General features: G+C 65.8%; 22 protein-coding genes. 10 read left to right on the top strand and 12 right to left on the bottom strand.

Annotated elements, in window-relative coordinates; translation table 11 throughout:
• Positions 1-70 precede the first annotated feature (70 nt).
• Entirely contained in the window at positions 71-814 is a 744-nt protein-coding gene (locus CEY05_RS19635; RefSeq protein ID WP_088597686.1) for a type II CAAX prenyl endopeptidase Rce1 family protein, read from the top strand.
• A 158-nt stretch (positions 815-972) separates the two neighbouring features.
• On the opposite strand, the gene CEY05_RS19640 is transcribed toward CEY05_RS19635, so the two are convergent.
• A complete protein-coding gene (locus tag CEY05_RS19640) occupies positions 973-1,443 on the bottom strand; it encodes a hypothetical protein (protein WP_143220514.1) in 471 nt (156 codons plus the stop codon).
• A 241-nt stretch (positions 1,444-1,684) separates the two neighbouring features.
• Here CEY05_RS19640 and CEY05_RS19645 point away from each other — a divergent pair, with 241 nt between their 5' ends.
• Positions 1,685-2,884, top strand: a complete 1,200-nt coding sequence (locus CEY05_RS19645) for an ammonium transporter (RefSeq protein ID WP_088597687.1) — start codon at positions 1,685-1,687, stop codon at positions 2,882-2,884.
• A gap of 242 nt (positions 2,885-3,126) precedes the next feature.
• A complete protein-coding gene (locus CEY05_RS19650) occupies positions 3,127-4,218 on the top strand; it encodes a peptidyl-alpha-hydroxyglycine alpha-amidating lyase family protein (RefSeq protein WP_088597150.1) in 1,092 nt (363 codons plus the stop codon).
• Here the strand turns inward: CEY05_RS19650 and CEY05_RS31000 are convergent.
• Entirely contained in the window at positions 4,175-4,477 is a 303-nt protein-coding gene (locus CEY05_RS31000; RefSeq protein ID WP_143220516.1) for a hypothetical protein, read from the bottom strand. The genes CEY05_RS19650 and CEY05_RS31000 overlap by 44 nt on opposite strands.
• A gap of 331 nt (positions 4,478-4,808) precedes the next feature.
• Here CEY05_RS31000 and ychF point away from each other — a divergent pair, with 331 nt between their 5' ends.
• The 4 genes from ychF to CEY05_RS19670 all read left to right on the top strand — a co-directional run bounded on the left by ychF (position 4,809) and on the right by CEY05_RS19670 (position 8,815).
• On the top strand, positions 4,809-5,900 hold the full coding sequence (gene ychF, locus CEY05_RS19655) for a redox-regulated ATPase YchF (RefSeq protein WP_088597151.1): 1,092 nt from the start codon (positions 4,809-4,811) through the stop codon (positions 5,898-5,900).
• Between the two features lie 309 nt (positions 5,901-6,209).
• Complete coding sequence (locus tag CEY05_RS19660; RefSeq protein ID WP_198952832.1) at positions 6,210-7,433, top strand: MFS transporter; 1,224 nt, start codon at positions 6,210-6,212, stop codon at positions 7,431-7,433.
• A 33-nt stretch (positions 7,434-7,466) separates the two neighbouring features.
• Positions 7,467-8,363, top strand: a complete 897-nt coding sequence (locus CEY05_RS19665) for an intradiol ring-cleavage dioxygenase (protein ID WP_198952833.1) — start codon at positions 7,467-7,469, stop codon at positions 8,361-8,363.
• Positions 8,364-8,434: 71 nt separating this feature from the next.
• Positions 8,435-8,815: a hypothetical protein gene (locus tag CEY05_RS19670; protein WP_088597153.1), complete on the top strand. Its 381-nt coding sequence runs from the start codon at positions 8,435-8,437 to the stop codon at positions 8,813-8,815.
• On the opposite strand, the gene CEY05_RS19675 is transcribed toward CEY05_RS19670, so the two are convergent.
• The 5 genes from CEY05_RS19675 to nirB form a co-directional block, all read right to left on the bottom strand.
• On the bottom strand, positions 8,806-9,261 hold the full coding sequence (locus tag CEY05_RS19675) for a pyridoxamine 5'-phosphate oxidase family protein (protein WP_088597154.1): 456 nt from the start codon (positions 9,259-9,261) through the stop codon (positions 8,806-8,808). The two genes, CEY05_RS19670 and CEY05_RS19675, sit on opposite strands and share 10 nt — an antisense overlap.
• 71 nt (positions 9,262-9,332) lie before the next feature.
• Complete coding sequence (locus CEY05_RS19680) at positions 9,333-9,779, bottom strand: DUF1810 domain-containing protein (protein ID WP_088597155.1); 447 nt, start codon at positions 9,777-9,779, stop codon at positions 9,333-9,335.
• Positions 9,780-9,841: 62 nt separating this feature from the next.
• On the bottom strand, positions 9,842-11,146 hold the full coding sequence (locus CEY05_RS19685; RefSeq protein WP_088597156.1) for a nitrate- and nitrite sensing domain-containing protein: 1,305 nt from the start codon (positions 11,144-11,146) through the stop codon (positions 9,842-9,844).
• A 121-nt stretch (positions 11,147-11,267) separates the two neighbouring features.
• Positions 11,268-11,630 (bottom strand): nitrite reductase small subunit NirD, encoded by a 363-nt coding sequence (gene nirD / locus CEY05_RS19690; protein ID WP_088597157.1) that lies wholly within the window; start codon positions 11,628-11,630, stop codon positions 11,268-11,270.
• On the bottom strand, positions 11,627-14,257 hold the full coding sequence (gene nirB / locus CEY05_RS19695) for a nitrite reductase large subunit NirB (protein ID WP_088597158.1): 2,631 nt from the start codon (positions 14,255-14,257) through the stop codon (positions 11,627-11,629). The genes nirD and nirB overlap by 4 nt, the downstream gene beginning before the upstream one ends.
• Positions 14,258-14,920: 663 nt before the next feature.
• Between nirB and CEY05_RS19700 the strand changes: the two genes are divergently transcribed.
• Together CEY05_RS19700 and CEY05_RS19705 are read left to right on the top strand one after the other, a co-directional pair.
• On the top strand, positions 14,921-15,994 hold the full coding sequence (locus CEY05_RS19700) for an FUSC family protein (protein ID WP_369825966.1): 1,074 nt from the start codon (positions 14,921-14,923) through the stop codon (positions 15,992-15,994).
• 798 nt (positions 15,995-16,792) lie between these two features.
• Positions 16,793-17,821: an NADP-dependent oxidoreductase gene (locus tag CEY05_RS19705; RefSeq protein ID WP_088597160.1), complete on the top strand. Its 1,029-nt coding sequence runs from the start codon at positions 16,793-16,795 to the stop codon at positions 17,819-17,821.
• On the opposite strand, the gene CEY05_RS19710 is transcribed toward CEY05_RS19705, so the two are convergent.
• The 5 genes from CEY05_RS19710 to CEY05_RS19730 are packed head-to-tail and all read right to left on the bottom strand — an operon-like array spanning position 17,763 to position 24,912.
• Positions 17,763-19,463, bottom strand: coding sequence for a TolC family protein (locus tag CEY05_RS19710; protein WP_088597161.1), 1,701 nt, complete (start codon positions 19,461-19,463; stop codon positions 17,763-17,765). The genes CEY05_RS19705 and CEY05_RS19710 overlap by 59 nt on opposite strands.
• A 10-nt stretch (positions 19,464-19,473) precedes the next feature.
• Entirely contained in the window at positions 19,474-20,592 is a 1,119-nt protein-coding gene (locus tag CEY05_RS19715; RefSeq protein ID WP_088597162.1) for an ABC transporter permease, read from the bottom strand.
• Between the two features lie 5 nt (positions 20,593-20,597).
• Positions 20,598-21,773, bottom strand: coding sequence for an ABC transporter permease (locus tag CEY05_RS19720; protein WP_088597163.1), 1,176 nt, complete (start codon positions 21,771-21,773; stop codon positions 20,598-20,600).
• The gene (locus tag CEY05_RS19725) at positions 21,770-23,809 is read right to left on the bottom strand and encodes an ATP-binding cassette domain-containing protein (protein ID WP_088597164.1); all 2,040 of its coding nucleotides are present in this window, start codon (positions 23,807-23,809) and stop codon (positions 21,770-21,772) included. The genes CEY05_RS19720 and CEY05_RS19725 overlap by 4 nt, the downstream gene beginning before the upstream one ends.
• On the bottom strand, positions 23,809-24,912 hold the full coding sequence (locus CEY05_RS19730) for an HlyD family efflux transporter periplasmic adaptor subunit (RefSeq protein WP_088597165.1): 1,104 nt from the start codon (positions 24,910-24,912) through the stop codon (positions 23,809-23,811). Before CEY05_RS19730 ends, CEY05_RS19725 begins: the two co-directional genes overlap by 1 nt.
• Positions 24,913-25,090: 178 nt before the next feature.
• Here CEY05_RS19730 and CEY05_RS19735 point away from each other — a divergent pair.
• The coding region (locus tag CEY05_RS19735) for an AsmA family protein (RefSeq protein ID WP_143220518.1) at positions 25,091-26,893 on the top strand (1,803 nt) is incomplete at its 3' end.

Here is a 26,893-nt window from a genome sequence, read left to right on the forward strand (position 1 = left end):
GTTGACCGGGCGCTACGGCGGTTTGTCCGGCGGCGAGCCGCGGCCGCGGGCCGGGGGGAGCAAGGACGGGATGCCCGGGCTGCTCGACGACCTGAAGGATTTCCTGCGCTTCGTGCGCCGGCCTACGCTGCGCCGGCTGCCGTCGCGGGTGGTACCCAGCGGCACGGGCGAGGACTGGGTGCCGCGCACCACGCTGCGCCGCCTGCTGGTGTGGGTGGCGATGCTATGGCTGTTCAATCTCGTGGTGCTGGGGCCGTTGGCGCTTAAGGTCGCCACCATGGGGGGCGCGCATCACCGGCTGGAGTCGGGCAACATTCCCTGGGTGATTGCCATCTTCTGGGCGCCCTTGGTCGAGGAAATGCTGTTCCGCTATTTCCTGCGGCGGCCTGCGCAGGCCTGGTGGGTGATTCCGCTCATGCTGGCGCCCTTGCTGAAGGGGCCGGTCGCGTGGACCGTGCCGCTGGTGGTGCTGGCGGTAGGCGCCAGTGTGTGGATACAGCAGCGCGCACGGACGGCCGGATCACGCTGGTCGTGGGGTTGGCGGCGCCGCTATGTGCGCTTTTTTCCATTGGTGTTCCATGTGGCGTCGCTGACCTTCGCCGCACTGCACCTGGGTAATTTCACGCTCAATCACACGCTGGTCTGGCTGATGCCGGTGCTGGTGCTGCCGCAGTGGCTGACCGGCCTGGTGCTGGGCTGGATGCGCGTGCGGCGCGGCATCGGTGCGTCGGTGCTGATGCACCTGATGTTCAATGCCGGGCCGGTGCTGCTGGTGCTGAGCCTGGTCAAGTGGGCGCCCGCGCTGGCGAGTTGAGCGGACGGGCGGTGGCGCAAGCTGGCGCTGACGGCTGGGCGATGCCAGCTGGCGCCGGTCGAGGCTCGTGGGTCGAGGCCTGCGAAGCAATGTCTGTGAATTCGAGGCCTGTGAATTCGGGGCCTTCGAGTCAGGGTCTGTGAATCAGGGCCTGTGAATCAGGGCTTGCGGCTGGCGCAGAAGTCGCTGAGGGCGCCATAGACCAGGAAATTCATGGGCTTGTCCTGCTCGGCCGGATTGGCGGCAACGTAGAGGTCGACAGCCTGCATCATCTGGCCGGGCTTGAGTGCGCCCAGGCATTGCACCACGCGGTCCGTACTGCGCTCCGGCGCGCCGAAGGCGGGGGCGTGGAACCAGCCTTCCACCACGCCGGTGACGTAAGCGCCCCGCTGGCCGTCGGGCAGGGTGCGATATTCGGTTGGCGTCATCCAGCCGCCGTTGATGGTCACGTCCTTGCCGGTTGCGGCGGTGCTCAAGCCGGGCAGGGCTACCAAAGCGACCAAGGCAGCCATGGCCATACCCGCTGCAGCGCGCCGCGTGGCGCGTATCCGCAGGCAAGCGCCGCCTGGTAGCGTAGCGCCCGCCCGGGGCGCGAGCCGCGCGATGGGGAAGGGGTGTGTTTGCGACATTCAAGTCCTTGGAACTTGCGTGGGCGGATGACGACATACAGCCAGCGACAGCGCGTATCTTGTCACGTCCGCGGTCGAATGGCAGGCACAACGCGGCGGCCACGCAACAGTCGGCGGCAGGCGCGCGGACGACTCATGACATGTTCAGGCGCCTTCGTGTATCGTCCGGAGCGCTTTTTCTGGAGACAAAAAGGCCTCGAACATGGACGCGTCCGTCGTCCAGGCGGGCCTGATCGCATCTATGGATACGTTGAAATCGGCCGCCGATACCCTGTTCATTCTCATCGGCGCGGTGATGGTGCTGGCGATGCATGCGGGCTTCGCCTTTCTTGAACTGGGTACCGTCCGCAAGAAGAACCAGGTGAATGCCCTGGTGAAGATCCTGGTGGACTTCGCGGTGTCGACCATCGCGTATTTCTTCATCGGCTACAAGATCGCCTACGGGGTGCAGTTTTTCACCGGCGCCGAAGCGCTGACGGTGAACAACGGCCATGAGCTGGTGCGCTTCTTCTTCCTGCTGACATTCGCGGCGGCGATCCCGGCCATCATCTCCGGTGGCATCGCGGAACGTTCACGCTTCAATCCGCAACTGGCGGCGACGTTCCTGCTGGTGGGCTTCGTCTATCCCTTCTTCGAAGGCATCGTCTGGAACGGCCATTTCGGCATCCAGCAATGGCTGACCGAGGCGGCGGGTGTGCCGTTCCATGATTTCGCCGGATCGGTGGTGGTGCATGCCTTCGGCGGCTGGATCGCGCTGATTGCCGTGGTGCTGCTGGGCGCGCGGCGGGGACGTTACAAGGACGGCCGCATCGCCGCCCACCCGCCTTCGAACATTCCTTTTCTTGCCTTGGGCGCATGGGTGTTGGCGGTGGGCTGGTTCGGCTTCAACGTGATGAGCGCACAGACGCTGGACAAGATCAGCGGCCTGGTGGCCATCAATTCGCTGATGGCCATGGCGGGCGGCACCCTGTCGGCGTGGGCCGTCGGGCGCAATGACCCGGGCTTCACCTACAACGGTCCCCTGGCTGGCCTGGTGGCCGTGTGCGCGGGCTCGGACCTGATGCATCCCCTGGGCGCGCTGGCGACCGGCGCGGTGGCCGGCGTGTTGTTCGTCTACATGTTCACCAAGGTCCAGAACAAGTGGCGTATCGATGACGTGCTGGGGGTGTGGCCCCTGCATGGCCTGTGCGGCGCCTGGGGTGGCATTGCGGCCGGCATCTTCGGGCTGAAAGCGTTGGGTGGCCTGGGCGGCGTATCTTTCTTCGTCCAGGTTGCCGGGACTGTCTTCGGCATCGTCGTGGCGTCGGTCGGCGGGCTCATCGTGTACGGCACCCTGCGCGCCGTCGTGGGCCTGCGTGTCAGCCAGGAAGCCGAATTCAATGGCGCCGACCTGTCCATACACAAGATTTCGTCGACGCCGGAGCGCGAGACGAATTGGTGATGAAGCATTGCTGAGTCGCGGCGCTGCGTTGTAGTTTGGCCGCATACGGCGGCGAAGCGCCCTGCGGCTTTGGTCGTAGTGCGTGGCTTAGTGCTTGGCTTAGTACTTGGGCGACGATCTCTCCCCATTGCTGTTGAAAGCGTTGTTTCATACAGGCTTTCGTCAGAATCCACCTGCTATACGGATTCATGCCTGAAGAAAAATAAGCGCTTCATCACAGCGAAGGTCCAGGAGGAGAGAGCATGAATCAGAAGAGATTGTTGCTTGCTGCTGTATTGACCTTGGGGCCGGCCTTGTCGCTGGCCGCGCCCGAGGCGCAGCAGATCCCGTTCAAGGCGGCCAACCCTATCAAGATGCCCCCCGGCCAGCATTTAGGCGAAGTATCGGGTGTGGCGGTCGACAAGGGTGGCCACATCTATATCTTCCAGCGTGGCAATACGACCGGCCCGGCTTATGGTGCCGCCGCCGCCCAGTTGCTGGAGTTCGATCAAAACGGCAAGTATGTGCGCGAGATCGGCGCGCATCTCTATGCGTGGTCCTTCGCGCACGATGTGCGCGTGGATCCGCAAGGCAATATCTGGGCCGCCGACAAGGGCTCGGACATGGTCATCAAGTTCAACAGGGCAGGCGATGTGGTCTGGACCATAGGCCGCAAGCCCGAGGCCAGTGACGAGAACGCCCATCCGCTGGAGCATCCCAAGCCGCCTTTGCCTGCCATTGACGGTTCGTTCCGCCAAGTGACGGATATGGCGTGGGATTCCAAGGGCAATACGTATATTTCGGATGGCTACATCAACTCGCGCGTGGCCAAGATCGGGCCGGATGGCCGCTGGTTGAAGTCCTGGGGCACGTTCGGCACGGAGCCGGGCCAGTTCAACACCCTGCATGCCATCGCCGTGGATGCCGAAGACCATGTCTACGTGGCGGACCGGGGTAACCGGCGCATCCAGGTGTTCGACACGGAGGGCAAGTACCTGCGTTCGATCACCATCGACCTGCCGGCTCCGCCCGATGCCCAGCAGCTTTATGGCAACAAACCCAATCCCGAGGCGGGCGGTGCCGCCACCATGTTCCCCGGCGCGCCCTGGACCTTGTGCATCACGCCCAAGGTGGCGGGTAAGGAGCAGGTGCTTTACACCTCCGACGCCTTTCCCGGGCGCATCTACAAGCTGAGCCTGGACGGCAAGCTGCTTGGCTACCTCGGCGGCTCTGGCCGCAACGCCGGCCAGTTCGGCTGGGTCCACGAAATTGCCTGCCCTGACGAGAACACGCTGTATGTAGGCGAGCTGCTCAACTGGCGGGTACAGAAGCTGACGTTGAGTCCGAAGAAGTAGCGAGGGTGCCGGTGCGCTTGTTTAGAGACTCCCAGCCCAGCATCGCGAGTCCTATTGCCTTGGGCACCGGCTTTTGGCCGCAACGGTAGTAGGCCAGCATCCGCCGGCTGATGCCCAGGGCGTCCGATCCCGTATCCAGCGTGAGATGGTTGTGGCGCATCCAGGTGATGACATCTTGATGCGAGTATTCGGAGATCGGCGCCTCGTGCTGTGGACCGTTGACCGAAGTGAGCTTGATGGAAATTTGAGACTGTCTCATCGATTCAACTCCTGGATGAGCGTTGATTGGGAAAGGATAGTGCAACCATTGCACTGATGCAATCGTTGCAATTGCCGGTTTCGGCTGAACGAGCCTGGTGGGTAGCGCTTCGTCGAGCTGCGTTCCGCACCCGGACAGGCCGCAGGGACGGAACCGTCTCTGCCCTCGGTTAAAATGCGCGGTTTACTGGACTAATGTCCGATCCGGCCCCGGTTTTCAGGTTCGCGCTTCGGTGTTCAGGCTGCTGCCTGGATGGTCCCGCGAGTAGCGGGGGAGGCCGGCGGCGCGATCGTACCGGGCTCGCTGGTGCGTTGATACTTATAGGATTTCCATGGCTCTGCAATGCGGCATCGTCGGCCTGCCCAACGTCGGCAAATCGACGCTCTTTAATGCGCTGACCCGCGCCGGCATCCCCGCGGAAAACTACCCTTTCTGCACCATCGAACCCAACGTCGGCGTGGTGGAAGTGCCCGATGCGCGCCTGCAGAAGCTGGCCGAGATCGTGTCGCCGGAGCGCATCCTGTCGGCCACGGTCGAATTCGTCGACATCGCCGGTCTGGTCGCTGGCGCCAGCCAGGGTGAAGGCCTGGGCAACCAGTTCCTGTCGCACATCCGCGAGACCGACGCCATCGTCAACGTGGTGCGCTGCTTCGAAGATCCCAACGTGATTCACGTCGCCGGCAAGGTCGATCCCATCGCCGACATCGAAGTCATCGAAACCGAGCTGGCCCTGGCCGACCTGCAGACCGCCGAGAAGGCTTTGCATCGTCACCAGAAGACCGCGCGTTCCGGCGACAAGGATGCGCAGAAGCTGGTGGGCCTGATCGAAAAGTGCATCGCTCAGTTGAACCAGGCCAAGCCCGTGCGTGCCCTGGACTTCTCGCCGGAAGATCTGGTCGTGCTCAAGCCCCTGTGCTTCATCACGTCCAAGCCTGCCATGTATGTGGGCAACGTCAGCGATGACGGCTTCGAGAACAATCCCCTGCTGGACCGCCTGAAGGAATTTGCCGCCTCGCGCAACGCGCCGGTGGTGGCGATCTGCGCGGCCATCGAATCGGAGATCGTCGATCTGGAAGACGCCGACCGTGCGGCCTTCCTGGCCGACATGGGCATGGAAGAGCCGGGCCTGAACCGCCTGATCCGCGCTGCGTTCAAGCTGTTGGGCCTGCAGACCTACTTCACCGCCGGTGTGAAGGAAGTCCGCGCCTGGACCGTCGCCATCGGCGCCACCGCCCCGCAGGCGGCGGGTGTCATCCACACCGACTTCGAACGCGGCTTCATCCGCGCCCAGACCATTTCCTACGACGACTACATCGCCTACAAGGGCGAGCAGGGCGCCAAGGAAGCGGGGAAGATGCGGGCGGAAGGGAAGGAATACATCGTGCAGGATGGCGATGTGATGAACTTCTTGTTCAACGTCTAAGCGCGTACCGCTGCCGAGGCCGGACCAGGCGGATCATTTTGCCGCGGTTTGGCCGAGTAAATCATTTGTGCAAGGGGTTGCTGCACAATTGCCCGGTATCACCCGCGTGTCCCTGCCGGACACGCCGCGAACACCGAAAGTGCCACAGGCTGTGGCACAAATCCCTACCAAGGGGAGCCGCAACAGGCCGCGCCACTAAGCGCTCCGCATGCGTACTCGGGCGCATCGTCCGTCATTGCGCCCACCGCCACCGCCGGGTTAAGGTGACTTCCAGTGGTGGCCGCTGGCCATCCCTTATGGAGATGGCCCATGCGATCGAAGTCGGTGAGCGCGCAGATCGGGGTGCTGGTGTTCGCGACCAGTCTTATCCAGCTTGCCAACGGCTTCTTCGGCACGTTCATCTCCTTGCGGATCGCCCTGGCTGACTTCGGGGCCTCGTTGTCCGGCTTGGTGCTCAGCAGCTATTTCGCCGGCTTCACGGTAGGCGCCTTGCGCTGCGAACGGATCATCGGAAGAGTTGGGCACATTCGCGCCTATGCTGCATTCGCCGGCATGGTCGTCGCGGCGACCTCGATAATGCCGCTGTGGCAGGAACCGCTGGCCTGGCTGACCCTGCGCGCAATCATCGGTTTCGGCTGCTCCGGCCTGTTCATCACCACGGAAAGCTGGCTCAACGCCAAGGCGGAGCCCACACAGCGCGGGCGGATATTTTCGATCTACATGTTGGGCACGTTCCTGGCCCTGGCGCTGGGGCAACTGCTGATCGGCCAGGTCGACGTCGAAACGGCCAAACCCTTCAATGGCATCGCCGCCTTGTTCGCGGTGGCGCTCGTCTTCGTGAGCACGACGCGGGCCGAGCCGCCCCGCAAGACTGTGACTACGGCACTTCCCTTCACCCGCCTGCCTCGCACGGCACCGGTCGCTGTTGCCGGCTGCATGGTGAGCGGGCTCCTCAGCGCCAGCTTCTATTCGCTGGTGCCCGCATGGATGCAGGGCGAGGGCATTGCCCGGGAGACGATCGCGCTGTTCATGCTGATCGCCGTGCTGGGCGGACTGGCATTCCAGGTCCCGGTCGGCCGGCTCTCGGACAGATTCGACCGCCGCCTGGTGCTGGCGATACTGAGCCTAGGTTTCGCGCTTACCGCAATCATCGTCATCAACCTGCCGCATACCCGCCCGGTAGTCTTGACTGCCGCGGCTCTACTCGGCGGCTTCATGTCCACCCTATACCCTGTTTGCGTCGCCAATGCACACGACCAGATGCCGGCCGATCAAGTGGTGGCGGTAAGCGGGCAACTCATATTGATCAGCGGCGTGGGCTCCGTGATCGGACCGCTGGTCGGCACCATCGTGATGGCGCACTTCAGTATCGACGGCCTGTTCTATTTCATGGGCGCCGTCGCGCTGTTGCTGTCTGGCACGGCCATGGCGGGTCGCGCGCTGGTGACCGAGCCAGCACACCAGGAACGTACGTTCGAGATCCTGTCCCCCCAGGCCGCGCCGCTCGCGCATGATCAGATCGATCCCCTCTAGATCCGCGATCCTATAAATAAAAGCAGTGAGGGCATGAATGCGTTATACAGACGACCAACGCAAAAGCCTCCCACGAAAGGGCAAACAAGCATGTCCCAATATTTCTCCGAAGAACATTCCGTCGACGCAGTGAACGCGCGTATGGGTGACGACGTATCGCCGCGCTTGCGGCAGGTCATGACGTCCTTGGTCAGTCACCTGCATGGTTTCATCAAGGACGTGCAACTGACCCAGGAAGAGTGGGAATTCGCCATCGGCTTCCTGACGCAGACGGGGCAGCTATGCAGCGAGCAGCGGCAGGAATTCATTCTGCTTAGCGACACACTGGGCGTGTCGATGCTGGTCGATGCGATCAGCAATCGCCGCCCGAGCGGGGCGACGGAAAATACCGTGCTGGGGCCCTTCCACGTGGCCGATGCGCCGCGGCGCGAAATGGGAGCGTCGATATCCGCCGACGGTAAAGGCGAGTCCTGTCTGTTCGAGGGCAGGGTGCTCGACGCGCAGGGCAAGCCCATTGCAGGCGCCTGCCTGGACGTGTGGTCCGATAATGCCGACGGCTTCTACGACGTGCAGCAGACCGATATCCAACCCAGGTGGAACAACCGCGGCAGGTTCACGACAGCAGCCGATGGAACTTATCGCTTCATCGGCATCAAACCAGTGTCCTATCCCATTCCCCACGACGGGCCGGTGGGAAAAATGCTGGCCGCGCTGGGCCGCCACCCCTATCGTCCGGCGCATATGCACTTCATCGTCACGGCTCCCGGCTTCCAGACCGTGGTGACCCATACTTTCGTTGGCGACGATCCCTATATCACCTCCGACGCGGTCTTCGGCGTGAAGGATACGCTGGTGGCACCGTTCCAAAAAGTAAGTGAGGGGAAAACGATCTGGCGCTCGCCGTTTGACTTCGTGCTTGTGCCCTCGTAGCGCGGGCCATTTTCTGTCTTCTTGCCGTCACATGAAGGTGAGCGCATCCCGCCGCATGGCCGCCTTTCCTGGTGTGGGGCAAGCAGTCCTACCGTCAGCGGATCGTCGCGGCTGGCGAAGAGGTCTCGTACTACCTCTGGGCGCCGGACGAGATCCGCGAGGTTCAGGGCTACGACGACGAGCACTGGTTCGAGGACGAACAACTGGACGACCTCTGCCGCCAGCATGTGGCGCTGATGTACAAAGAGGAAAGCCAGGCGTCCCTGCTGCGTGTGCTGGCCGACCTGGTCCCCGAGGTAAGCCGGCTCGTGTCCGCATCAGGCCTGCCGGTCACTGACGACTTCGTCGTGGCCTATGCCGACAACACCGGCGAAATCGACACGCTGACCGCGCTACAGACCAGCCTGGACCCCGGCCACTGGGCCCTGCTCGAACAACGCGGCTACGTCTGAGCCGCGCCGGATTCCACCGCGCGCCGCCAATGCGTCTTGGTGCCGAACTTCACCCGGTTGTCGGTAAGCTTCATCACATCCAGACTGACCGCCCACACCGGCGCGGAAACATGGCGGGTTTCAGGGAAGCGCTGGTGATATAGCGCCAGTACCCGCGCTTTATCGTCCTCGTCCTCGACCAGGCGCGCGTGCCCCGCGAACTGCAGTCCAAGGATCTGCGAGATATCCCTGGGCTGGCCCGCCACGCACCCGGCCACGCGGGTATCCGCCAGCATGGCCTGCGCGTGCCGGGTATCCACGCTACCCAGGAAAACCAAAGCCACCTCGCGCGGGTCGTAAATGAAGAACGCGTTGCAGGCCCACGGCCCCTGCGCGTCCTGCACGGACAAGGTCAGGACGTGATGCTCGGCGAGCAAGTCAAGGATGGCGTCGGGTACGGGATGCATGGCGGCAGGTCAGGGGTGGATAGCGGCAGGTACTGAATGCATGGTGGCGGGGACGCGGTGCGTCGCGCTGTTCACAGATTCGCCGAGCCAGCGTCGCGCCGCAGCCGCGCTTCGGTCAGCGCATCCACCTGGCCGCCAAAATACTTGCGCAGGCATTCCTGGAATGCCAGTTCGCCAGGATCGGCATGCGTGAACAGCGTCATGCTGGAGCGGAATTTCATGTCATCGGGAGAACCGAATATCTCGTGAATGCCGCGCTCCTGCACGGCCGCCACCAGGGTCGCGCATTCGCGCAGCCTGGCACCCAGAACCGGATGCGCCAGATAGGCGCGCGCTTCGTCCAGGCCACTAATGCCATAGGCTTGCGCCATGGCGCTGTGTCCCAGCCCCCGCAACTGCGGAAAAACGTACCACATCCAATGGCTGCGTTTTCTTCCTTCTCTTAGCTCCTCCAGCACCTGATCGATGACCGGCGCTTGGGCGTCAACGAAACGTTGAAGGCTGTAGGTATCTTGCATGATCGTCTCCAGTATTGCGGCGATGGATTACTTGGCCTGCATGGCCCTTGCAGCAGTGACCGTCATCCCCGCTTCGGTTCCGCCCGCTTGGCGCCCAGCTTCTCGATCACTTCCCGCGCCACCACATGCAGGGGCTGGCCGGTGTTCATGGCCGCCTTCTGCAATTGGTCGTGGGCATCTTTCTCCGTGACGCCCTGTGTGGCGACGAGGACCCACTTCGCGCGCTCGACGTACTTGCGTTCTTCCAGGGCTTTGCGGGCTTGCGCCAGCTGGTGTTCGGAGTCGGCCAGGCGCGCGGTCTGGCGCGCCAGCATGTCCAGTACCGACGCCTGCAGGCCGGCTCCCAGATTGTCTTCGGGCGGCGCATTCAGGGGCCGGGCCTGGACGCTGAACACGCGGCCCGAGCCGTCGCGCGCGTCGGCGGCCGATAGCTGGTCCAGCAGCACACGGTGGTCGGCCAGGTCTTCGCGGGTGGCGGTAATGCGGGCCTGGCACAGACGCGCCAACCCTTCGATGGATGCCCGCTCGACGCGATGCATGGCGTCGATGCGCGCGGTGGCGGCGGCGAACCACGCCGCGCTCAACTGCCGGTCGACCTGCTGATCGACACTGGTGCGTGCCGCGATCGTGCGCAGGCGCGCCAGGGTTGCCGTCAGCTCGCGTACATCGTCCCAGGCCTGGTTGTCGGCATCGAGACAAGCCTTGTCCGGTCCGCCGTTGGCCATGAACGCATCGAAGCAACGTTCCTGCGCCTGCACCAGACCCTGCATCTGGGCCTTGCGTTCATCGGTGAAGTAGCCATTGAGGAAACCGACCACGCCACAGGCTCTTTCCTGCCCGCACAGTTCCTTGCCCTGGATGAAATTGAGCAAGGCCACCAACGCGCGCGTGACATCGGCATCGATGGCGGTGTCGGCCAGTTCGAAGACGGTGGCCAGCAACGCGCCGAGCAGACCCGTGTAGCGGCCAGTGGCGGTTTCCGCGGCGATTGCGCGGCGCTGGACCTGCTCGCGCAGGGTCTCCAGCTGCTCCATCTGCTGCAGGGCATGCGCGACCGTGGACAGCAGGCGCATGCTGGCGGGCTCGGCCGGTCCGGTGGGGTCGATCAGCAGATCCCATGCCGCGCGCACATGCTTTTCGATGGCGATACTGTCGCGCGTCTGCGCCGTGACCTGGGCCAGCATGGTATCGCCCACATCACAGAGCAAGGCATTGGAAAGCCCGCGCTCTTTCTGCAGGCTGTGCACCAGTTGGCTGATCAAGTCGACCAGCCGCGAGAGGTCCGTCAAGGCCTCGAGTTTGGCCAGTTCCCGCTGGCGGGCCGCCATGAGAAACCGCAATGGTGGCGCAAGTCTTTTTTTCTGCATGAAGCTGATCCCCGATTCCACGCCATGCTAACGCAGGCCGCTGCGTTCGTGGAGAGGGCGCCGGCAAAAACGCCCCGGGGACCGCCAGCGCCGGGGCTCAGTCCACGACTCAGTCCCTGACTCAGTCCATGAGGATGTCCACGGCGTCGCCCTGCAGCCGTGCCGGCCACGTGCGCAGGACTTGCGTGGCATCCTCCACGCACTGCCCGTCGCGCAAGCGGAAGTGCTGTTTGTACATGGGGGATGCCACCACCAGTTCACCGCCCAGGTGGCCGACGATGCCGCGGCCGATGACGTTGGCGCCGGATTGCGGATCCTTGTTCGCCAAGGCGTAGACCGCTTGCCCGGGCGAGTCCGGCAGATAGAACAAGGCAATCTGCTGGCCGTCGACCAGGGCAACGACGCCCGAGCCGGCCACCAGGTCGGCGCGCGTGCAGACCGCACGCCAGCCGGTGGACGCGGGAGAGACAGGCAGGGCGCTCACGATACGGACTCCTCGATCAAGGGAATGACTTTCTTGCCGCCAGGGGCGGTGCCTGCTCCGAGGGCTGGCGCCGCGGTGTGCGCGGCAGGCGGGGAGGAGGCGGCCATCGCCATGTTGGCCGGCCGCTTCTGCCCGCGCTCGTCGACGAACACGATATCCGGGTCGCCGCCGCGTTGATTGACGAAGGTGCGGAAGCGCTTGAGCTTCTCTGGGTCCGACAGGGCATTGGCCCATTCGCACTCGTAGTTGTCGACGACGACCTGCATTTGCGCCTCCAGTTCGGCGCCCAGGCCCAGGCTGTCCTGCAGGATCACTTCCTTCAGGTAATCCAGGCCGCCTTCGAGCGACTCGCGCCACACCGACGTGCGTTGCAGCTTGTCGGCGGTGCGGATGTAGAACATCAGCAGACGGTCGATGGTCTGGATCAGGCCGGCGTCATCCAGGTCGGTGGCGAACAGTTCCGCGTGGCGCGGCCGCATGCCGCCGTTGCCGCACACATACAGGTTCCAGCCACGCTCCGTGGCGATGACGCCGATGTCCTTGCTTTGCGCCTCGGCGCATTCGCGCGTGCACCCGGATACCGCGAATTTCAGTTTGTGCGGCGCGCGCAGGCCCTTGTACCGGTTCTCCAGGTTCAAGGCCATCTTGACGCTGTCCTGCACGCCATAGCGGCACCATGTGCTGCCGACGCAGGACTTCACGGTGCGGGTGGATTTGCCATAGGCGTGGCCGGTTTCGAAGCCGGCCTCGATCAGTTCGCTCCAGATCTCCGGCAGTTCATGCAACTGCGCGCCGAAGAAGTCGATGCGCTGGCCGCCGGTGATCTTGGTATAGAGGCCATATTTCTGGCCGATACGGCCCAGGGCCACCAGCTTGTCCGGCGTGATTTCACCGCCGGCGATGCGCGGCACCACCGAATACGTGCCGTTTTTCTGCATGTTCGCCATGAACATGTCGTTGGTGTCCTGCAGCACCACGCGCTTGGGATCGAGGATGGCCTGGTTCCAGCAGGACGCCAGTATCGAGGCCACCACGGGCTTGCAGATATCGCAACCCAGGCTGCCGCGTCCATGCCGGGCCAGCAGTTCGTCGAAGGACTCGATCGCGCCCACGCGCACCAGGCCGTAGAGTTCCTGGCGGGTGTAGGCGAAGTGTTCGCACAGGCTCTTGTCGACCTTGACGCCGCGCCGGGTCAGCTCGTGTTCGAACACTTGCTTGAGCAAGGCGGTGCAGCCGCCGCAGCCGGTGGACGCCTTGGTGCAGGACTTGACGTCACCCAGGGTGGCGCAGCCGGTGTCGATGGCGGCACACACCGCGCCCTTGCTGACGTTGTGGCAGGAACAGATGGTGGCGCTGTCGGGCAGGGCATCGGCGCCGAGCAGGGGCGCGCCGCCGCTGCTGGGCAGGATCAGGCTGGCCGGCTCCGTCGGCGCGGCCATGGCGTTGACCGTGTATTGGAGCAGGGTGTCGTAATAGCTGTTGTCGCCCACCAGGATGGCGCCGAGGATGCGCTTGCCGTCGGCCGACACCACCACGCGCCGATAGCTGGCGCCGGCTTCGTCGACATAACGGTAGCTGCGCGCGCCTGGCGTGACGCCGTGGGCGTCGCCGATCGATCCCACGTCCACGCCCAGCAGCTTCAGCTTGGTCGACATGTCCGCTCCCTGGAAGCGCAGCGTGCCGTCGCCGCACAGCTGGGCAGCCGCCACGCGGGCCATCTGGTAGCCCGGCGCCACCAGGCCGAAGCTCTGGCCCTCCCACACCGCGCATTCACCGATGGCGTAGATGTCCGGATCGCTGCTGCGGCAGCACTCGTCGATCGCCACGCCGCCGCGCGCGCCCATGGCCAGGCCGCCGAGTTTGGGCAATTCGTCGCGCGGTCGGATGCCGGCGGAGAAGACCACCAGATCCGTTTCCAGGGCTTCGCCGCCGACGAAGTTCATGCGATGGCGATAACGCAGGCCGGGCTTGATCGATTCGGTGGCACAGGACACGTGCACCTGCACGCCCAGGGCTTCGATGCGTGCGCGTAGCGCCGCGCTGCCTTCGGCGTCGAGCTGGGCCGGCATCAGTCGCGGTGCGAACTCCACCACGTGGGCCTCCAGGCCCAGCTGGCGCAGCGCGTTGGCGGCTTCCAGGCCCAGCAGGCCGCCACCCACCACCACGCCGCGCCTTGCACCCGCGGCGGCGGCGCGAATCTCGTCCAGATCCGCCAGCGTGCGGTAGACCAGCCGGGACGTGTCCGCCGCGCCTTCGACGGGCGGCACGAAGGGATAGGAGCCCGTCGCCAGGATCAGCTTGTCATAGCGGCGCGGCCCGGCGCTGGTCGCCAGCGTGTGGCCGACGCGGTCCAGGCCGGTGACCTTCACGCCCAGGTGCAGGGCCAGGCCGTCGTGCGCGTAGTCGGCATCGCTGCCCAGGCGCAGCGATGCGGCGTCGCGGCCGCCGAAATATTCGGACAGATGCACGCGGTCATAGGCGGGCAGGGCTTCTTCGCCATAGATGTCGATGCGGTAGCGGGCGAGGGCGCCGCTGGCCACCAGTTGCTCCACGCAGTGATGGGCCACCATGCCGTGGCCGATGATGGCCAGGATGGGACGGTCTGGATCGGAGGAAGTTGCGGTCATGAATCTCTCGGCTGTTGAATACTGCGCAAACCCATTGCTCGAACCCATCGCTTGAATCCGTCGTCGACATCCAGATGCGAAAAACAAAAAGGCGCCTCGAACCGTGGAGGTTCAAGGCGCCTTTGCCTGTCTGGTCTGTCGATGCGGATCGCCGGCTTACGCCGACGCGTAATGGACTTTTCTTATTTCCACGAAGCAATGTCCATGCCAATTTACGGGCCGGCACGGGGAAGCCAGCGACCGGAGGCCGCTTTTCCCTGCGTACTCGATGCTGGATGGACGTTGCACTGATGTCGAATGAGCGGCCGCGTGTTGCCCATGTGGACCTTCGCGCCAGGACCAGGCAGGGTAAGCGTGGCGCGTGATGGTGCATCGACGCCCCACGTTGTGCACTATTCAAGGGCGGTGGCCCAGCAGCCCGGCCGCGGGCTGCTGGGCCAGGGCGGTGAGGCGCGCCGGCTGGCTGCGCTAGCCGGCTGCGTACGTTGCCACGCGTTCGCTGCCCTGCGTTCACTGCCGCAGGTTCAAAGTTGTGCGTTTAAACCACGCCGGGCGAGCCCTCCGGCGCGCCGTGCTTGGACCACCCCGGGCCGCATGCGAAGATACCCACAGGTCCCGCGTCAGACGGGGCCGACTTCATCCGCCAGACTGCCTTACCCAAAAATGACGACTCACCCTCTAGTAATCCGGTCCATGCGCTTTGCACGCCGGTTGTCCCGACCGCTGATGGATCCGCATCGGCGTTACCAGAACGCGAAATTCATCCACGCCACGCGTGTCGCGCTCGGCATCCTGATCACCATCATATTCAGTTCCATCTCCCAGCTGCCTCATGCGGAATGGTCGACCATCTCGCTGATCATCGTGATCGGCGGCCTGCAGCACCACGGCAACATCCGCAAAAGGGCAGCCGAGCGCGCCCTGGGCACCATCATCGGCGCGGTCTACGGCCTGCTGATCATTCTCCAGCAGTCCTATTTTGGAATTTTTCCCCTGACCTACCTGCTGATGGCGGTGGGCTGCGGGGTCTGCGCCTATCACGCCATCGGCAAGGGCGGCTACGTGGCGCTGCTGTCGGCGGTGACGCTGGTGATCGTGGCCGGCCATGGCGACAACCAGTTCGACGAAGGCCTGTGGCGCGCCATCAATGTCTTCATCGGTATCGTGGTGGCGCTGCTGCTGTCGTTCGCGCTGCCGCTGTACGCGACCTATTCCTGGCGCTTCAAGCTGGCGGACGCCCTGCGCGGTTGCGCGCGGGTCTACGAGCGCATCACGCTGCAGGAAGCGATCAGCAACGAAGACCACTTGAAGGAAATGGCGAAGCTGGGCAGTGACCTGGTGCAGCTGCGTTCGCTGATCCCCTCCGTGTCCAAGGAGGTGCACATGCCGGTGGCCAAGCTGGAAAGCGTGCAGCGCAGCCTGCGTATCGTCATCAGCTGCCTGGAGATCCTGTCGACCACCACGGTGGACCGCAGTACCGATGCCGCGCCCGGTAACGGCACCGCGCCCCCGGTCGGCCTGCGGCCGGTGTCCGGTGGGCGCATCAGCGACACGCTGTACGGCATGGCGCGCGCGCTCAAGTCCGGATCGGCGCGCAGGCTGGCGCCCTATGCGCGCGGAGGGCCGCAAGACTATGCCGGGCTGTCGGCTGGCGGCACGGTGGCCCATATGCTGGCGACCGAAGTCGAACAGATCCGGGCGACCCTGGCCGGTTCGGCGTCCCGCTGGGCGGTTTGATACGCAGGATGGACACTACCGCGCCGATATCCAGGCGGGGGGGCGCCGGCCTGAGGTGCGGGGGGCCGCGGCAACGTCCGGCGCCAGTTTGCGTGCTTGGCGAGCAATGGGTTTCAAGTCATTGATTGGTAATGATTAATCCGGCTTCTCACCAGGCTGTCCCTATCCTTGTCCACACAATTTGTTGATAACCCGCGGCGCGCCGGTGTGGATAAGCCATCGGACCGCCGCGACGATTACCGCTGCGGCCTCGGCCGACCGTAGTTGCGCATTTTTTGATCGAATCTGGCCGCCAAGGGGTTTAACCGGGTGCTTGGCCGCCAACTTGGGACCATTTCGATCATGTGCATGCAACTCATTGAGCGGAAAAGGATTTCCGGGTTTCTCCCCAACCTGTCCCATACATATCCCAGGGCTTCTCCACACAAAGTGTGGATAACCCGCGGGGATAAGGCTCGAACGCCGCAAATCCTCACTTGCAGCCATTTCGAGCACATATGTGCAAGCCATTGATTGAAATCAGGTTTCCCGGCTTCTCCCAGGGTTGTCCCAAGCATATCCCAGGGCTTGCCCACATAAAGTGTTGATAACTCGGTGGCGCCGGCCGGGGCCGGTACACCCGCTGTGACGGCTTTCGACGCGGGCTGTGGAAAACTCGTCCCGCCGCGCGACGCTTGTAAGCGAAGCACTTCGTTCATAAGCACCGCGCTTCGTTCATAAGCATCGCACTTCGCCTATAAGATGGTGGGCCCAGGTTGCCGCTTCCAGGTAGCCGACCGGATACCCCAGGAGACCGTCATGCCCGCTACCCCTGTCCAGGCCCGCCGTATCGTTCTGGCCGCCCGCCCCCAAGGCGAGCCCAAGGAGACTGACTTTCGCACCGAGAGTTTCACGCCGGGCGAACCCGCGCCCGGCCAGGTCCTGCTGGAAAGCCTCTATCTATCGCTCGATCCCTATATGCGTGGCCGCATGAGCGACGCCAAGTCCTATGCGGCCAGCGTCGCCGTGGGCCAGACCATCGTCGGAGAAGTGGTGGCACGTGTCCTGGCCAGCGCGGCGCCCGCTTATGCCGTCGGTGACCTGGTGCTGGCCCATGCCGGCTGGACCACGCACGCGGTTATGGATGCCAAGGGCCTGGTGAAGATCGATCCCGCCACCGCGCCTGTCGAAACGCGCCTGGGCGTGCTGGGTATGCCCGGCTTCACCGCGTATGCGGGCCTGCGCGAAATCGGCCGGCCGCGCGCTGGCGAGACGGTGGTGGTGGCGGCGGCCAGCGGCCCGGTGGGATCGCTGGTGGGGCAGTTGGCCAAGCGCGCCGGCGCGCGTGCGGTGGGTATCGCCGGTGGCGCGAAGAAGTGCGCGTATGTGAAGGACGAACTGGGTTTCGACGCGGTGATCGACCACCGTAGCGGCGATATGGCGCAAGCCCTGGCGGCGGCTTGCCCCGATGGCATCGATGTGTACTTCGAGAACGTCGGCGGCGCGGTATGGGAAGCGGTATTCCCGCTGCTCAATACCTTTGCCCGGATTCCCGTGTGCGGCCTGATCGCCGACTACAACGGTACGCGTGTCGATAGCGGGGAACTGACCGTGCCGGGCCTGATGCGTGGCGTGCTGACCAAGCGGCTGACCTTGCGCGGCTTCATCAATTACGACCTGGAGTCCTATCGCGAGGATTTCCTGCGCGACGTGGGGGGCGGCCTGCGCGACGGCAGCATCCGCCATTGCGAGGACATCAGCGAAGGGCTGGACAGCGCCCCGCAAGCCTTCATGGGGATGCTGAAGGGTCGCAATTTCGGCAAGGTGCTGGTGCGACTGGCGCAGTAGGTGAAGGCTGATCCAGCGCGCCGCCGCCGACGGCTTTATAGATCGCCACCAGGTCCATGCGCAGGCGGCTGTCGCTGTCGGCCAGATCGCTGCGTGCTTGCAGGTCGCCGCGTTCGGCGTCCAGCTGGGCCAGCAGGTCGGTCATGCCGCGTGTGTAGCGGGCGCGGGCCAGCGCGTAGGCATCGGCGCTGCTGGCGGCTTTTTCGCGCAGGCGCGCGTTGCGCTGGCGCTCGGCCCCGTATGCGGTGAGGGCGTCGTCGATTTCCTGCCAGGCCTTCAATATCGTGCGCTGGTAGTTGACCGCGGCTTCCTGCTGCTGGAGTTCGCGCAGCACCACCACCGAGCGGCGCCGGCCCATGTCGAAGATGGGCAGGCTCAAGGTGGGACCGATCTGCCAGTTGCGCGTGCCCCACTCGCCGAAGCGATGGCCCTGATAGGAGTCGTAGCCGAAGCTGGCGCCCAGCGTGATGCGCGGATACAGGTCGGCGGTGGCGACGCCGATATTCGCGGTGGCCGCATGCAGGCGATATTCGGCGGCGCGGATGTCGGGGCGATGCAGGGCGACTTGCGACGGCAGGCCCAGGCTGAGATCCGGCAGGGCAGCGTACGTGCCGGCTTCCACGGCGCCGACCGCGTCCGGGTCCAAGCCCGTGCCAGCGCGCGGTCGCTGGCCTGGACCCGTGGGCGGGCGCGTGGCCGCGGCCGCATCGCCAGCCGAAGCCTTGGCCAGCATGGCCGTCAATTCTCCCGGCCGCGCGCCGGTCAGCACGCCGATCTGGTTGATGGCGCTGGCCTCCTGGGCCTGCAGGCCGGGCAGGCGTGATTGCAGATCCGCCAGTTGCGTGCGCTGGCGCGTCACATCGAAGTCATCGATCAGGCCGCCGCGCGCCCGCGCCCGGATCAGGTCCAGCGTATCGCTTGCCACGCCGATGTCGCGTTCGATGATGGCCCGCTGGCGCTGCGCCAGGCGCAGTTCGAAATACGCGCGCGACACTTCGCTGGCCACCGTCAGGCGCATGTCCTGCAGCATCGCGGCGGCAGCGCTGGTGTCGGCGTCGGCGGCTTCCACCGAACGGGCCACGTGGCCCCACAAGTCCACTTCCCATGAGGCGTCGAAGCCGGCCTGGTAATCCGTAAAGGGGGAGCTCAGCTCACGCGCCAGCTCGTCGCGCTGCTCGGGCGCCACCAGATCCAGCAGACGCGTACCCGCGCTGTATTCGCTGCTGCGTTGCCGCTGTATCGCCCCGTTGGCGTTGACCGCCGGTCCACGCTGCGCCGCCACCGTATCGCGCTGCGTGCGGCTTTGGGCGAAACGCAGGGCCGCGCTGCGCAAGTCCGGGCTGGCCGCGACGGCACGCTGCTGTAACCGGTCCAGCACGGGATCCTGGAATTGCGTCCACCAGTCCGCCGGCAGCGGCGCGGAGCCCACGGCCAGGCCGGCCGTCAGCGCCGGGTCGCCGCTGCGCCAGGCGGTCCAGTCACTCGGCGCTGCGGGTGCCGGTTTCTCGAAGTCCGGGCCGACGGCGCAGCCGGTGAGCAGGAACAGCAGCGGGATCAGGCGCAGCAGGGGACGCCACGACGCGGCACTGTTGCGCGCTGCGGCGTCTGGCGGGAAAGGGGAACGGAACGGGTTGCTGATCATGATGTTTCCCTCAGGCCAGCCGGTGGCGGAACAGCCAGGCGGCCAGCGGCAGGGTCAGTGCGGCAATGCAGGCGAAGGGGATGAAGTCGGTCCACACGGCCTGCAGTCCCGCGCCTTCCAGGTACACGCGCCGCACCAGGTCGATGGCAAAGCGCAGCGGGTTGGCGTAAGTGGCGATCTGCATGGCCTGCGGCATGTTCTTGACGGGCGTGGCCAGGCCCGACAGCAGCACCAGGGGCATCAGCAGGACGAAGGTGTACAGCATGGCCTGCTGCATATTGGCGGACACCGCCGACACCGACAGGCCGATGCCGACCACGGCGATGGTGAAGCCGAGCAGCCCGGTGGCCAGCGTCAGCACGTGTCCGGCCATGGGAATCTGGAACCAGAACAGCGAGACCAGCAGGATCAAGGCCGATTGCAGCAGGCCGATGGCGATCGATGGCAAGGCCTTGCCGATCATGATTTCCAGCGGCGTGTACGGCGTCACCAGCAACTGGTCGAAGGTGCCCTGTTCGCGCTCGCGGGCCACCGACAGGGCGGCCAGCATCATGGTCTGCATCATGCTGAGGCCGGCGATCAGCCCCGGCAGGATGCTCCAGCGCGTTTCCTGGTTGGGGTTGAACCAGGTACGCGGAATCACCGTCACCGGCGGCGCCGCCAGGCCGGACTGGCTGGCATTGAACGCGGCCACCACAGCGCGAATCTGCCCGGCGGCCGTGCCCGCGGTGGTGGAGTTGCGGCCGTCCAGGATCACTTGCAAGGGCGCGGGCAGGTTCGCCGCCAGCTTGTCGGCGAAATCGGGAGCGAATTGCAGCACCAGCAAGGCATCGCCCGAATCGATCACCGACGCGATCTGCGACGACGACTGCAAGGTGGCCACCCGATGGAATACGCCGGTGCCGTCCAGGCGCGCCAGCAGTTCGGTCGATTCCTGGCTGCGGCTCTGGTCGACCACCGCATAGGGAACGTTGGTCAGGTCGAAGGTGGCGCCATAGCCGAACAGCAGGCTCTGCAGCAGGGGTGGCACCACCAGGATCACGCGGCTGGCGGGATCCTTCAGGATGGCGAGGAATTCCTTCTGGCACAGATTGCCCAGGCGGCGCAGGAAGGCGAACAATGAGGCCATGGCGGTCAGTCCAGTTTCTTGCGGGTCAGGATGCGGGCGAGTCCCAGCAGCACCACGGCGTAGCCGGCCAGGATGGCGCAGTCCTTGATGATCAGGGGCCAGTAGTTGCCGGCCAGGAACAGGGACTTCACCAGCTCCATGAAATACGTGGCCGGCAACAGGTGCCCGATGATATTGACCGCCGCGGGGACGTTGCGCAGGTCGAAGACGAAGCCGGACAGCATCATGGCCGGCAGGAAACTGGCCAGGATGGCGATCTGGCTGGCAAGGAACTGGTTCTTGGTGAAGGCCGATATCAGCAGCCCGATGCCCAGCGCCACGAACATGTACAGCATGGAGCCCACCAGCAGGGCCAGCATGGAGCCGTGGATGGGCACGTCGAACAGCAGGCGCGCCGCCAGCAGGCACAGGGCCAGGCCCAGCAGGCCGACGCCGAAGTAGGGGATGATCTTGGCGATCAGGATTTCCACCGGCCGCACGGGCGTGACGAACAACGCTTCCAGGGTGCCTCGCTCCCATTCGCGCGCCATCACCAGGGCCGTCAGGAAAGTGCCGATCAGCGTCATGATCAGGACGATGAGGCCGGGCACCAGATACCAGGTGCTGTCATTGGCGGCGTTGAACCACAGACGATCTACCACCACCACGTTGGCGCCCCGGGTCTGGCTACCTGCTTGGCTACCTGCCTGGGTGCCAAGTGCCTCGCCGCGCGCCTGGCGCTTCTGCATCCACGTCGCCACGGCGCCTTCCACGTAGGCCTGCACCGCCAGCGCGCGGCTGGGGTCGCTGCCCTGCAGCAGGGCTTGCAACTGCGCGTTGCCGGCGGCCAGGCGGCGGGCGAAGTCGCTGGGGATGAGCAGCAGGGCGTCGGCGCGTTGCGTATCCATGATGCGGCGGCCTTCCTGCAGGCTGCGCACAGTGCGCGTGGAGATGAAGGGCGAATGCTCCAGCACGGCCTGGATTTCATAGGCGGGCGGGGAACTGTCCTCCATCACCACCACGACGTCGGCGTCATTGACGTCCAGCGACAGGCCGTAGCCGAAGATCAGGATCAACACGATGGGCAGGCCGATGCCTATCAGCAGGTTGCTGCGGTCGCGCAGCAACTGGCGGAACTCCTTGCGGGTCAGGGACCAGAGGCGGCGCCAGAAGCCGCCGTGGGCACGCGACGGCGTGGTCATGACGATGCTTCCGGGATTGACGGTGCGGCGGGGGGGCCGGGGGGCGGCTGATCGCCCTGGGTCCGGTCCCGGTCCGGCGTTGCCGCCGTGGCTTGCACGTCGGCGCCTTGCCGCTGTGCCCGCCCTTGCTCGACGATGCCGATGAACGCCTGTTCCATGTCCAGTTTGTGGTCGGCGGTCTCGCCGGCCTGGGCGCGCACTTCGGCCGGCGTGCCCAGGGCCAGCAGCTTGCCGGCATCCTGGATGACGATGCGGTCGCAGTACTCCGCTTCCTCCATGAAGTGGGTGGTGATGACGATGGTGGTGCCGGTCTCGGCCAGTGCCGTGATACGGCGCCAGAACGCACGCCGCGCCAGGGGATCGGCGCCGCTGGTGGGTTCGTCGAGGAACAGGATTTCCGGTTCGTGCAGCAGGCCCACCGCCATGGCCAGGCGCTGCTTGACACCGCCGGGCAGATGGCCGGCCGGCATCTTCAGCAGGTCGGCCAGTTCGAACTGGCTGGCGACTTCGCTCATGCGCTCGTGCAGGCGACGGCCAAAAAGGCCGTAGGCGCCGCCGAAGAAGCGCAGGTTTTCATACGCGGAGAGGTTGCCGTACAGGGCGAATTTCTGCGAAACGTAGCCGATGCGGCGGCGGGCTTGCGCGCGGGCCTTACGCATGTCCAGGCCGGCCACCTGGGCGTAGCCGCTACTGGCGGGCAGCAGGCCGCACAGCATGCGGAAGGTGGTGGTCTTGCCGGCGCCGTTCGGGCCCAGCAAGCCGAAGATCTCGCCGCGCGCCACGCTGAAGGTGGTGCGGTCCACGGCGGTGAAGTCCCCGAACTTGCGCACCAGGTCGCGCACTTCGATGGCACTGCCGTTGCCATTGCGGTCGCCACTGCCATTGCCATTGCCACGGCCGCTGCCGTTACCGTTGCCTGCGCCGGCCGCGGCATCCTTCGGCGCCGGCGCCACGCTGGTCGTGCTGCCTGCGCCGATGCCGGCACCGCTGCCCTGCGCGGCATCCACATTGCTCGCGCCGGCACCTTTGTCCGTGCCGCCGACTCGCGTGCGCAGCAGCACCATGAAGCCGTCTTCCAGGCGCGCGTCCACCGGCCGCAGATCGGCGGCGGCAAGGCCCAGGCGGCCGGCGTCCGCATCCTGCCGCAGGATGAGGCGCACCTCTCCCCCATGGGGCACCGCATCGATGACGGCATCCTTGCGATCCAGCAGATCGGCCTGCAATTCGCGCGCGGGCCGCCCGTCCTTGGGCGCGACGACGAAGCAGCGGTCGCGCGCGTGGCGGCTGATGTCTTGCGGCTGGCCGGCCGCCAGCACCTGGCCTTCGTGCAGCACATAGACTTCGCCGCAGCGTTCGGCCTCGTCCAGGTACGCCGTGGTCATCAGCACCGACAGGCCTTCGGCCTCGACCAGTTGCTGCACGATCTCCCACAGCTCGCGCCGCGACAAGGGATCCACGCCCACGGTGGGTTCGTCCAGCAGCAGCAGATCGGGCGAACGCACCAGCGTGCAAGCCAGGCCCAGCTTCTGCTTCATGCCACCGGACAGCTTGCCGGCGGGCCTTGCGGTGAAGCGCGCAAGGTCGGTCATGTCCAGCAGCCGGTCGTAGCGTTGGCGCCGCTCAGCCTGCGGCACGCCGTGCAGGTCGGCGTACAGGTCCAGGTTCTCCTGCACGCTCAGGTCCTCGTAAAGGCCGAAGCGCTGCGGCATGTAGCTGATGCGGTTCTGGATGGCTTGCGGTTGCCTGGCGGCGTCCAGGCCCAGCACGCGCAAGGTGCCGCCGTCGGGATGCATGAGCCCGGCGGTCAGGCGCAGGAAGGTGGTCTTGCCGGCGCCGTCCGGGCCCACCAAGGCCGTCAGGGCGCCGGCGCGCACGCGCAGCGAGACATCGTCCAGAGCCTGCACGTGGCGGCGCGCTTCTTTCTCGTAGAAGCGTTTGCGCACGCCGCTGGCATCGACCGCATACGCGGACGAGTCGGTAGCCGAGCCGGCCGCCGTGTCCGCCGCCTTGCCAGCGACTTGGGCGTCGGTCGCCATCAGCGCTGGACGGGCTGCGCCGCGCCGGTTGCGGGCGCGGCCACGGGTGGCGTCGGCGCCGCGCTGGGTGCAGCGGGCGCGGCAGCCACTCCAGCCGTAGCTGGAGCTTCGTCCGCCTGCCGTTGCAGCACCACCGTGGCGGGCATGCCCAGGCGCAATTCATCCCGCGGGTCATCCACCAGCACGCGGATCTCATAGACGAGGTCCGTGCGCAGTTCCTCGGTCTGCACGCTCTTGGGCGTGAACTCCGCCACCGACGAGATATAGCCGACCCGGCCAGGCAGCGCACGCGTGCCCGCGCTGTCGGTGTACACGTCCGCGTGCATGCCCCCGCGCACGAAGCCCAGCTGCACCCCATTCACATAGGCGCGGACCCACTTGGGATCGGTCAGCGCCAAGGTATAGACAGGCCGCTGCGGCGACGCCATGTCGCCCGGTTCCAGCAGGCGGGCGCGCACCACGCCGTCGCGCGGCGCCTTCAACTGCCCCAGGTCGATCTGGTGTTGCAGCAGGGCGGCCTGGGCGTCGGCGGCGCGCAGATTGGCCTGGGCCTGGCCAATGTCTTCCTGGCGCGGCCCGATCTGGGCCAGCTTCAGCGACTTGCGGCGGTCTTCAAGATTGGCCTGGGCCACGCGCAATTGCGCTACCGCATTGTCGATGTCCTGCTTGCTGACGCCGCGCCCGTTGGTGTCCGCCGCCACGCCGCGCAGCCGGCGCAACTGCTGCGCGGCCAGCTCGGCCTGCGCTTCGGCCGCGCCGGCCTGGGCCTTGGACTGTTCCACTTCCTCCGGCCGGGTGCCATTGCGCAGGCGCGCCAGGGCTTCCTGCTGCGCCTCGGCCTGAGCCCGCACCTGCGCCAGCTGCAGCGTCAGCGTGCGGGTGTCGAGCACGGCCAACACCTGGCCGGCCTTGACCTTGTCACCTTCCTCGACGCGGACTTCGCGTACCCGCTCGCTGCCCTCGAAAGCCAGGGCGACTTGGCGGATGTCGACGTTGCCGTATAGCGTGATCCGGCTATTGTCGGTGGCGGGACGCAGCCACATCCAGAGACCGGCGGCGACGGCTGCCACGAGAATCACGCAGACAACGATGGTTTTCTTCATCCAGCCTATCCGCTTTTAGACCTAGAGCCATTTTCAGCAACGCCGGGCTCTGAAAATAGATCCACTGTGAGGGAGTCACGTGGGCCGATTTGTTACGATACCCTTTTTCCGCGGCCGGTATGGCCGCGCGTCATTTGGGCCGTGAGCAAGCCTCATTGTCCACGTTCAAGCAGAGCCGATGAAGACTTGGATCAAACGTACCGTATTGGCCTTGGCCATTCTGGTGGCGGTGATAGTGGCCGCCGCGGCGGTGTTCGTCCTGACATTCGATCCGAACGCCTACAAGGCGCGTCTGCAGGAGATGGTGAGCCAGCGCTTTCACCGCACGCTGATCATCGACGGCGACATCGACATGACGCTGTTCCCGTCGCTGGGACTGACCCTGCAAGGGGTGTCGCTGACTGAACCGGGCCGCGACGAGCTGTTCGCGTCGGTCGAGGATGCGCAGATTTCCGTCGCCATCTGGCCGCTGTTGTCCAAGACCCTGGTCATCGACCATTTGACGTTCAGCGGCGTCAAGGCGCGCGTGCTGCGCGACAAGCAAGGACGCTTCAATTTCCAGGATCTGATCGGCGGAACCGGCGAGCTTGCCCAGGCGGGTGAGGGCGCCGCGACTGGCAACGCCGCGCCTGCCACTGCGACGCCGGCTGGCCAGGCGGGTGCGCCGGCCCCCGCGGGCCAGGCCCAGCCGCAGAGCCCGACTCCGACGCCGACCGAGGCCGAGGCCGGCGGCGCCTCCCCTGGCGCTTCCCCGATGGTGGGCGGCATGCGTATCGACATCGCCGGCGTCGACCTCAAGGACGGCGAGTTGCAATTGCAGGACGATCGGGCCGGCGTGTCGCTTGCCGTGACACAGCTGCAGGCGACCACCGGCCGTGTCACCTATGACCGGGCTTTCGCCGTCAAGCTGTCCGCCCATGTGCAGAGTGCGGCCCCGGCGGTGGACGCCGACGTCACCGGACAAGCGAAGCTGAGCCTGAATCCGGCCGGCCCCCGCTACGCCGCCGAGGACATGAACCTGCGCCTGAGCGGCCGGCTTGGCGACGCCCAGGCCAAGTCCCTGACCGCGCGCGGCAAGCTGGGCTTCGATGGCGGCAAGCTGGATGCCGCCGGCCTGGAGCTGGTGTTCGAAGGCGATTTGCGCGATCCGGCGCATCCCTTGGCCAATGTCGATGCCAGCATCGCGGCGCCCGCGTTGATGTTCGATCCCACCAAGCATGAAATGCGCATCGACAAGCTGACGCTGCGGGCCAAGGGCGCCGCGCCGCGCGGCCCCTTCGAGTTCGCGCTGGATGCGCCGGCCCTCAGCGTTTCGCCCGCCGGTGCCACCGGCGCGACGCTGGGCGGCAGGCTGCGGCTCAACGGCAGCGACAGCATCGACATCCGCTTCGGCCTGAAAGGGATAGGCGGCAATGCGGACGCGCTTACGGTGGACGAGGTCAAGGCGGATGCGTCGATTTCCTTCGATCCCCAGGCCACGGGACTGGCGCCGGCGGCAGCACCGGCAGCGCCAAGCTTGACGGCCGGTGGCGGTGCTGCCGCGCGTCCGGCCGTCAAGCCTGGCGCGCGCAATGTCACGATCAGCCTGGTCTCGCCCTTGACGCTGAATCTGGCGCAGCGGGCGGGCGCGCTCTCTGCCTTGCAGGGCAATATCGCCATCACCGATCCTGGCCTGCCGCAGGGCGCCATGCAGATTCCGCTGACGGGCGCGCTTAGCGCGGACCTGGCCAAGGATGTGGCCGAGGCCACGCTCGATGCGCAGCTGGAAGGCGGCAAGTTCAATCTGAAGACCAGCATCGCCAAGATGACCGCGCAGCCCGCTGTCACCTTTGCGCTGGCGGTCGATCAGCTGGACCTGGACAAGCTGGCCCCGGCGCGCGGCGCGATCCTGCCGCAGCCGCCCGCCGCGACGCCGGCACCCGCCTCGGCGCCGGCACCCGCCTCGGCGCCAGCCCCCGCCGCGCCCCCGGCCCCCGCGCCA

The organism is Achromobacter sp. HZ34 (genome assembly GCF_002209485.1).
In the GTDB taxonomy this organism is placed as follows: domain Bacteria; phylum Pseudomonadota; class Gammaproteobacteria; order Burkholderiales; family Burkholderiaceae_B; genus Bordetella_C.

Coding starts and splice junctions, on each gene's coding strand:
- CEY05_RS19675 (WP_088597154.1), bottom strand. CDS start 9,261: ATGCATCCCGTACCCGACGCCATCCTTGACTTGCTCGCCGAGCATCAC.
- CEY05_RS19710 (WP_088597161.1), bottom strand. CDS start 19,463: ATGATCAGCAACCCGTTCCGTTCCCCTTTCCCGCCAGACGCCGCAGCG.
- CEY05_RS19645 (WP_088597687.1), top strand. CDS start 1,685: ATGGATACGTTGAAATCGGCCGCCGATACCCTGTTCATTCTCATCGGC.
- nirB (WP_088597158.1), bottom strand. CDS start 14,257: ATGACCGCAACTTCCTCCGATCCAGACCGTCCCATCCTGGCCATCATC.
- CEY05_RS19715 (WP_088597162.1), bottom strand. CDS start 20,592: ATGGCCTCATTGTTCGCCTTCCTGCGCCGCCTGGGCAATCTGTGCCAG.
- CEY05_RS19650 (WP_088597150.1), top strand. CDS start 3,127: ATGAATCAGAAGAGATTGTTGCTTGCTGCTGTATTGACCTTGGGGCCG.
- CEY05_RS19680 (WP_088597155.1), bottom strand. CDS start 9,779: ATGCAAGATACCTACAGCCTTCAACGTTTCGTTGACGCCCAAGCGCCG.
- CEY05_RS31000 (WP_143220516.1), bottom strand. CDS start 4,477: ATGAGACAGTCTCAAATTTCCATCAAGCTCACTTCGGTCAACGGTCCA.
- CEY05_RS19685 (WP_088597156.1), bottom strand. CDS start 11,146: ATGCAGAAAAAAAGACTTGCGCCACCATTGCGGTTTCTCATGGCGGCC.
- CEY05_RS19725 (WP_088597164.1), bottom strand. CDS start 23,809: ATGGCGACCGACGCCCAAGTCGCTGGCAAGGCGGCGGACACGGCGGCC.
- CEY05_RS19635 (WP_088597686.1), top strand. CDS start 71: ATGCCCGGGCTGCTCGACGACCTGAAGGATTTCCTGCGCTTCGTGCGC.
- CEY05_RS19660 (WP_198952832.1), top strand. CDS start 6,210: ATGCGATCGAAGTCGGTGAGCGCGCAGATCGGGGTGCTGGTGTTCGCG.
- CEY05_RS19720 (WP_088597163.1), bottom strand. CDS start 21,773: ATGACCACGCCGTCGCGTGCCCACGGCGGCTTCTGGCGCCGCCTCTGG.
- CEY05_RS19665 (WP_198952833.1), top strand. CDS start 7,467: ATGAATGCGTTATACAGACGACCAACGCAAAAGCCTCCCACGAAAGGG.
- ychF (WP_088597151.1), top strand. CDS start 4,809: ATGGCTCTGCAATGCGGCATCGTCGGCCTGCCCAACGTCGGCAAATCG.
- CEY05_RS19700 (WP_369825966.1), top strand. CDS start 14,921: ATGACGACTCACCCTCTAGTAATCCGGTCCATGCGCTTTGCACGCCGG.
- CEY05_RS19730 (WP_088597165.1), bottom strand. CDS start 24,912: ATGAAGAAAACCATCGTTGTCTGCGTGATTCTCGTGGCAGCCGTCGCC.
- CEY05_RS19640 (WP_143220514.1), bottom strand. CDS start 1,443: ATGTCGCAAACACACCCCTTCCCCATCGCGCGGCTCGCGCCCCGGGCG.
- CEY05_RS19705 (WP_088597160.1), top strand. CDS start 16,793: ATGCCCGCTACCCCTGTCCAGGCCCGCCGTATCGTTCTGGCCGCCCGC.